We start from the raw sequence: 6,617 nt of genomic DNA, 5'->3' as shown, positions 1-6,617 counted from the left end.
GGCGTGGCCGGTGTCGGCGCTCTCGTGGTCGCCTGGCCGGGCGCGGTCACCGCCGTCGGGTTCATCGGCGGCGCGTTCCTGCTCTGCTACGGGGCGCTCGCGGCCCGCCGGGTACTGCGCCCGGCCGAGGCGGCCCTGCAGACCAGCGGCGACAGCACCGGCTCGCGCCGCCGGGCCGTCCTCACCTGCCTCGCGCTGACCTGGCTCAACCCGCACGTCTACCTGGACACCGTGCTGCTGCTCGGCTCCGTCGCCGCCGACCGGGGAGCCATGCGCTGGACCTTCGGGCTCGGAGCCGCCCTCGCCAGCCTCGTCTGGTTCGTCGCGCTCGGGTTCGGCGCCCGGCTGCTCGGCCGCTTCCTGTCCCGCCCCGCCGCCTGGCGCGTGCTCGACGGACTGGTCGCGGCCACGATGCTCACGATGGGCGGCATGCTGATCGCCCGCGCCTAGGCGCTGCGGGTGTCCGGCCCTGCGCCCTGGTGCGCGTTCCGTCCGTCCGGACCGAGCTGCGATAGTGATCCCCGGATCCGATAGATGTAGCGAGCAATCAGGACGGCCGTGGACACCAGCGACAGCAGCACCGGCACCGAACCGCAGCAGAACCCGGCCCCCGCACCGGAGCGGCGCGGCGGGTGGCGGCGCTGGGCCATGGACACCAGGCCGCTGCGCATCCCCGCCTACCGGCGGCTGTGGTCCTCCACCATCGTCACCGCCGTCGGCAGCCAGCTGACCGCCGTCGCCGTGCCCAAGCAGATCTTCGACATCACGGGCTCCTCCGCCTGGGTCGGGGCCGCGAGCCTGGCCGGGCTCGTCCCGCTCGTCGTGTTCGCCCTGTGGGGCGGCGCCGTCGCCGACACGATGGACCGCCGCAAACTGCTCCTGATCACCAACTGCGGCATCGCCGTCACCTCGGTCCTGTTCTGGCTCCAGGCGGTCGCCGGACTCGACTCCGTCGGCGTCCTGATGGTGCTGCTCGCCCTCCAGCAGGCCTTCTGGGGACTCAACGCCCCCGCACGCAACGCCTCCATCGCCCGCCTCGTCCCCGAGGGCGAACTCGCCGCCGCCAACGCCCTCGGCTCCACCGTCATGCAGACCGGCCAGGTCGTCGGACCGCTGCTGGCCGGCGTCCTCATACCCGTCATCGGACTGCCCGAGCTCTACCTCGTCGACGCGCTCGCCCTGTGCGTCACCGTCTGGGCCGTCCACCGGCTGCCGGCACTGCCCCCGCTCGGCGGCAAGGCCGAACGCCGCGCAGGCGTCCGGGAGATCGCCGAGGGCTTCCGCTACATCGCCCGGCACAAGGTCCTGCTGCTCTCGTTCCTCGCCGACATCGTCGCGATGGTCCTCGGCATGCCGCGCGCCCTGTTCCCGCAGCTCGCGGCCGAGACCTACGCGCCCTACGGCGAAGGGCTCGCCCTCGGACTCCTCTTCGCGGCGATCCCCATCGGGGCGGTGGCCGGCGGGCTGTTCTCGGGCACCTTCTCCCGCGCGCGGCGGCACGGCTGGATGGTCATCGGCGCCGTCGTCGCCTGGGGCCTCGCGATCGCCGGCTTCGGGCTGAGCCGCAACCTCTGGCTCGCCGTGGTCTTCCTCGCCCTCGCCGGCGTCGCGGACATGGTCTCCATGGTGTTCCGCGGCGCGATCCTGCTCTCCGCGGCCACGGACGAGATGCGCGGCCGCATGCAGGGCGTCTTCACCGTCGTCGTCGCGGGCGGGCCCCGGCTCGCCGACGTGCTGCACGGCTCGGCGGGCTCCGCCTTCGGTCCGGGCGCGGCCGTCGCCGGGGGCGGACTGCTCGTCGTCGTCGTGATGCTGGCGCTGGCCTGCGCGATGCCCGCGCTGCGCCGCTACCGGGTCTGAGTACAGTTTGCTGCACGTCGGGGTGCAGCCAGGTGCCCCCGTAGGCCCCATGGACGGAACGTGCCGCACCTCGACCTCCTGACCCAGTCGCTCGCCCGGAACGTCAGACACTGGCGGACCGAGCGCGGCTACACCCTCGACGCGCTCGCCGCCCGGGCCGGCGTCAGCCGCGGCATGGTCATCCAGATCGAGCAGGCCCGCACCAACCCGAGCATCGGCACCGTCGTCAAGATCGGGGACGCGCTCGGCGTCAGCATCACCACCCTGCTCGACTACGAGCAGGGCCCGAAGGTACGCATCGTCCCCGCCGACCAGGCCGTGCGGCTGTGGACCACGCGGGGCGGCAGCTACAACCGGCTCCTGGTCGGCGCGGAGGCCCCCGGCCCCTTCGAGATGTGGGAGTGGCGGCTCGCCCCGGGCGAGGGCAGCCCGTCGGACCCCCATCCCCAGGGCACGGTGGAGCTCCTGCACGTGACCTCCGGCGAACTGAGCCTCGTCGTGGACGGGGTGGTCCACCGGGTGCCGCAGGGCGCGGGTGCGACCTTCGAGGCGAACGTCGCGCACGCGTACCGCAACGACGGCGCCGAGCCGGTCGAGATGACCCTCGCGGTGTCGGTCCCGTACGAGCGCTGACGGCCGCGCGAGCCCGGCACCCACCCACGGGACCGGCCCCCGGCCCGGCCCCGCGGCCCGGCCCCGGTCGCCTGTTAGCGTGCCGCCCATGGACGCTCCCCTCGGCACCTTCGACACGGCCCGCTCCGCCCCCGACGCGCTCCACCTGCTCACCCGCCCCGTCGCGGACGCGGTCCGCCATTGGCGCGGCAGCATCCCCGTGCAGGACCTCGTGCACGTCGACACCGACCCCGACCTGGCGGACACCGCGGCGTTCGTCGAGCACTACGGCGCGGACCTGCTCGCCACGTCCGCGAACTGCGTCGTGGTGAGCGGCAAGCGCGGCGGCGCGTCCACGCTCGCCGCGTGTGTCGTCCTGTCCGCGACCAAGGTCGACGTCAACGGCGTGGTGCGGCGTCATCTCGGCGCCCGCAAGGCCTCGTTCGCGCCGATGGACACCGCCACCGGCGAGACCGGCATGGAGTACGGCGGCATCACCCCGATCGGCCTGCCCGCGGACTGGCAGATCCTCGTCGACGCGGCCGTCGCCGACCTGCCGTACGTCCTCATCGGCAGCGGCACCCGCCGCGGCAAGCTCATCGTGCCGGGCAAGGCCCTCGCCGAACTGCCCGGCGCGACCGTCGTCGACGGCCTGGGCGTCGCCGTCTAGGGCTGAGACCGGGAGCCTTCTCCCCGCGGCGGCCTGACGTCATCGCCCCGACCACAGGAACTGCTCGTCCGGTTCGTCACGCCGCTCCAGCACCCCTGCGGCGACCAGCTGAAGAAGTACCTCATGGAGGGCGTTCCCCAACGGGTTGTCCGTCCAGAACACCGACTTGACCTGCGTGAACGTCACAGACTCCGCAAAGATCCCCAACGAGCGGCCCACCACGAAGGCGGCACCGTCCCAGTCGGTCCATCCAGCCAGGCCCTCGGAAAGATCCACGAGCCGATCCTGCCATCACGCCGTCGGACCCGGCGAACTTTTCAGGTCACACCACTGGGGCTCGCCCCGGCACCCGGCGCCTCGGGCGGGCGCCCGGCCGCGCCGCCCAGCCGGTCCTCGATCCAGGCGCGGCCGAACTCCACGAGCGCACCCGCCTCGAAGAGATGGCTCCCGGCCGCGGCCACCCGCCCGCTCACGCCGCACCCCGCGTCCAGGGCGGCCCGCGCGACGACCTCGAACGCGTCACGGTCCGGACCGACGACGGGCGCGTAGTCGAACGCGCCGTGCTCCGAGTCGATGTCGTGGAACCGGCGCCACGTGCGCCGCCCGTCGACCGTCACCGGCTGGTCGTACGCCACGAACCGCTTTCCCGGCGCCGTCGCCAGCGCCTCCGCGTGGTGCAGCAGCGTCAGTGTGTCCAGCGGCGCGCCCAGCATCAGCACCCGCCCGCCGCGCGCCACGAGCCGGGCGAGCGGTGAGTCCGGCCCGTGCGGGTCGTCCCACGGATGATCCCGGGTCAGCTCCCGCGCGGCGGCGCCGAGCGCGGCGAAGGACGCGTCGGGATGCCGGCTGCGCAGGGCGCCCGGACGGTGCCGCAGCGCCTCCGGCAGCCGCCCGTTGGCGTGGTCGCACTCGCTCGACTCCGGGTCGTACGCCGGGTGCCCGGACCGCACCGCCTCCTGCCACGGGGCCGGCCAGGACCCGAAGTCGTAGGGCAGGGCGTCGTTCCAGCCGCAGGTGACCATCAGCGTGCCGGTGTCGCCGACCGTGTCGAGGAGCGCGTCGAGCACCGTGGCCGCGCCCCCCGCCACCCACCCGAGCGCGGACATGCGGGTGTGGAACATGACGGTGTCGCCCCGCCGCAGGCCGAGTCCGGCCAGGTCGCGGGCGAGCCGGTGCCGGGTCACGGGGCCGGCGGAGCGGGTGAGCAGAGTCCGTTCGTCCACCCGGCCGACGGTACGCCCCGGGCCGTCAGAGGGTGCGGTGCGGCGCGGGACCCGTGCTGTCGCGCACGACGAGACGGGTCGGTACCAGCGTCGTGCCGCTCTCCGGCGCGCTCTGCCGCACCTGCCGCAGCGCGCTGTGCACGCAGCGCCGACCGACCTCCGCGAAGTCCTGGTGGACGGTGGTCAGCGGCGGAAGGAACGAGCCGGAGTCGGGGATGTCGTCGAAGCCGATGACCGACACGTCCTCGGGGACCCGGCGCCCGCGCTCGGCCAGGGCGCGCAGCAGCCCGAGCGCCATCTGGTCGTTCGCCGCGAACACCGCGGTGCAGTCGTCCTGTCCGGCCAGGTGCAGGCCCGCGCGGTAGCCGGACTCGGCCGACCAGTCGCCGCGCACCGGCGGGGGAGCGGCGCGTCCGGCCTCCTCGAGCGCGGCGCGCCAGGCGTCCGTCCTGCGCTGTGCGGCGTACGAGGCGGACGGGCCCGCGAGGTGCCACACCGTGTCGTGGCCCAGGTCCAGGAGATGGCGTACGGCGGCCCGGGTGCCGCCCGCCTGGTCGGTGTCGACGACCGCGTACCGGTCCCCGGCGTCGGAGTCGGCGACCACGACCTTCACGTGCGGCGGCAGCGACAGCCGTGCGGAGTCGAGGAGATGGACCTCCATGATGACGATCACGGCGTCCACCGCGAGCTCGCCGAGCCGGGAGAAGGCGCCGCGCACCTCGTCCTGGGTCGGGACCGCGACCGGCAGCAGCGTCACCGCGTAGCCCTCCTCGGCCGCGGACGTCGCGATGGCCTCCAGCGTGCGGACGTTGCCCGTCGTGGCGAGCGTGAAGGTGATGACCCCGATGGTGCGGAAGTCGCCCCGCTTGAGGGCCCGGGCCGCACTGTTGGGCCGGTAGCCGAGCTGCTTCATCGCGGTCTGGACGCGGTCCCTGGTCTCCTCGTTGACCCCCGGGAAGCCGTTGGAGACGCGCGAGACGGTCTGGGAGGAGACGCCGGCGAGGCGGGCGACGTCCGCCATGGACGCGTTGGGCGGGCGGCTGCCCCGGCCGCCGCCGCGCTGCGGCGCGCTGTCCGCTGCTGCCACCACTGTCTCCCTCACCGACCCTTGACCGTCGTCATCGGGGCAGTGTAGACATGCCGCCACCCGATGTTTACGTAAACATAGCAGCCGTCGGATCGCTTGTGCGCCGAGATGTTTGCGTAAACATGCACGGGGCGGGCGAGCGCACGGCGCCGCCGCGAGGGACGGACGAGCGAGGGACCCCGAGCATGACGACGACACACCCGCAGGCCGCACCGGCCCGGCCCCCGTCGCGCCGTTCGCGCCGCCGGTGGACGGGCTGGGGGTTCATCGGCCCCTTCGTGCTGGTCTTCGCCCTGGTCTTCCTGGCGCCGCTCGTCTACTCCGTGTACCTGAGCCTGTTCCGCACCCAGCTCATCGGCGGCACCACCTTCGTCGGCCTCGACAACTACGAACAGGCTCTCCAGGACGGCCGGTTCTGGGACGGCGTGCTGCGTGTCGGGCTGTTCCTGGTGGTCCAGGTGCCGGTCATGCTCGGCATCGCCCTGCTCGTCGCGCTCGCCCTGGACAGCGGCCGGCTCTTCGGCAAGGACTTCTTCCGGATCTCCGTCTTCCTGCCGTACGCGGTCCCCGCCGTCGTCGCCTCCCTCATGTGGGGCTTCCTCTACGGCACCCGCTTCGGCCTGGTCGGCGACATCGACGACGCGTTCGGCGTCCACCTGCCCGACCCGCTCTCCTCCGGCCTCGTGCTCGCCTCCATCGGCAACATCGTGACCTGGGAGTTCATCGGCTACAACATGCTCATCTTCTACGCCGCCCTGCGCGTCGTGCCGCACTCCCTGTACGAGGCGGCCGAGATCGACGGCGCCGGCCAGTGGCGCGTCATCACCGCGATCAAACTCCCCGCGATCCGCGGTGCCCTCGTCATCGCCACGATCTTCTCGGTCATCGGCAGCTTCCAGCTCTTCAACGAACCCGCCATCCTCCAGAAGCTCGCGCCGAACACGATCACCACGGACTACACCCCGAACTACTACACGTACTCGCTGTCCTTCTCCGGGCAGCAGCACAACTACTCCGCGACGGTCGCCATCGTCATGGGCGTGATCACGATGGCCGTCGCCTACGTGGTCCAGCTGCGCGGCATGCGCAAGGGAGCGTGAGCGCGATGACCACCACCACACCCGTGCGCCCGTCCGGCCCCCGCGGCGCCGGCGCCCCACCGCGG

At 73.2% G+C, this 6,617-nt stretch carries 8 protein-coding genes; 5 read left to right on the top strand and 3 right to left on the bottom strand.

Annotation, left to right across the window (positions count from 1 at the left end):
* The 4 genes from GTW43_RS01270 to GTW43_RS01255 all read left to right on the top strand — a co-directional run.
* A partial coding sequence (locus GTW43_RS01270; protein WP_161299671.1) for a LysE family transporter occupies positions 1-450 on the top strand: 450 nt, incomplete at its 5' end.
* A 108-nt stretch (positions 451-558) separates the two neighbouring features.
* Entirely contained in the window at positions 559-1,860 is a 1,302-nt protein-coding gene (locus GTW43_RS01265; RefSeq protein ID WP_161299670.1) for an MFS transporter, read from the top strand.
* Between the two features lie 60 nt (positions 1,861-1,920).
* A complete protein-coding gene (locus tag GTW43_RS01260) occupies positions 1,921-2,493 on the top strand; it encodes an XRE family transcriptional regulator (protein WP_161299669.1) in 573 nt (190 codons plus the stop codon).
* 88 nt (positions 2,494-2,581) lie between these two features.
* Positions 2,582-3,142 (top strand): YbaK/EbsC family protein, encoded by a 561-nt coding sequence (locus GTW43_RS01255; protein WP_161299668.1) that lies wholly within the window; start codon positions 2,582-2,584, stop codon positions 3,140-3,142.
* Positions 3,143-3,181: 39 nt separating this feature from the next.
* Here the strand turns inward: GTW43_RS01255 and GTW43_RS01250 are convergent, their stop codons facing one another.
* Genes GTW43_RS01250 through GTW43_RS01240 form a run of 3 tightly spaced genes read right to left on the bottom strand, consistent with a single transcriptional unit; the run spans position 3,182 to position 5,452 of the window.
* Positions 3,182-3,418, bottom strand: coding sequence for a hypothetical protein (locus GTW43_RS01250; RefSeq protein WP_161299667.1), 237 nt, complete (start codon positions 3,416-3,418; stop codon positions 3,182-3,184).
* Between the two features lie 41 nt (positions 3,419-3,459).
* Positions 3,460-4,365 carry an aminoglycoside 3-N-acetyltransferase gene (gene aac(3) / locus GTW43_RS01245; RefSeq protein WP_161299666.1) on the bottom strand — a complete coding sequence of 302 codons (906 nt, stop codon included), beginning with the start codon at positions 4,363-4,365 and terminating at the stop codon, positions 3,460-3,462.
* Between the two features lie 25 nt (positions 4,366-4,390).
* Positions 4,391-5,452, bottom strand: coding sequence for a LacI family DNA-binding transcriptional regulator (locus GTW43_RS01240; protein WP_343245853.1), 1,062 nt, complete (start codon positions 5,450-5,452; stop codon positions 4,391-4,393).
* Positions 5,453-5,637: 185 nt separating this feature from the next.
* Here GTW43_RS01240 and GTW43_RS01235 point away from each other — a divergent pair, with 185 nt between their 5' ends.
* Positions 5,638-6,552, top strand: a complete 915-nt coding sequence (locus GTW43_RS01235; RefSeq protein ID WP_161299665.1) for a sugar ABC transporter permease — start codon at positions 5,638-5,640, stop codon at positions 6,550-6,552.
* Positions 6,553-6,617 lie beyond the last annotated feature (65 nt).

The sequence above is a fragment of the Streptomyces sp. SID5785 genome, from assembly GCF_009870065.1.
Classification (GTDB): Bacteria; Actinomycetota; Actinomycetes; order Streptomycetales; family Streptomycetaceae; genus Streptomyces.
This window is presented reverse-complemented; position numbering and strand designations above follow the sequence as displayed.

Bases quoted from the DNA above. Each gene is read 5' to 3' on its own strand.
- GTW43_RS01255 (WP_161299668.1), top strand. From the start codon at position 2,582: ATGGACGCTCCCCTCGGCACCTTCGACACGGCCCGCTCCGCCCCCGAC.
- GTW43_RS01235 (WP_161299665.1), top strand. From the start codon at position 5,638: ATGACGACGACACACCCGCAGGCCGCACCGGCCCGGCCCCCGTCGCGC.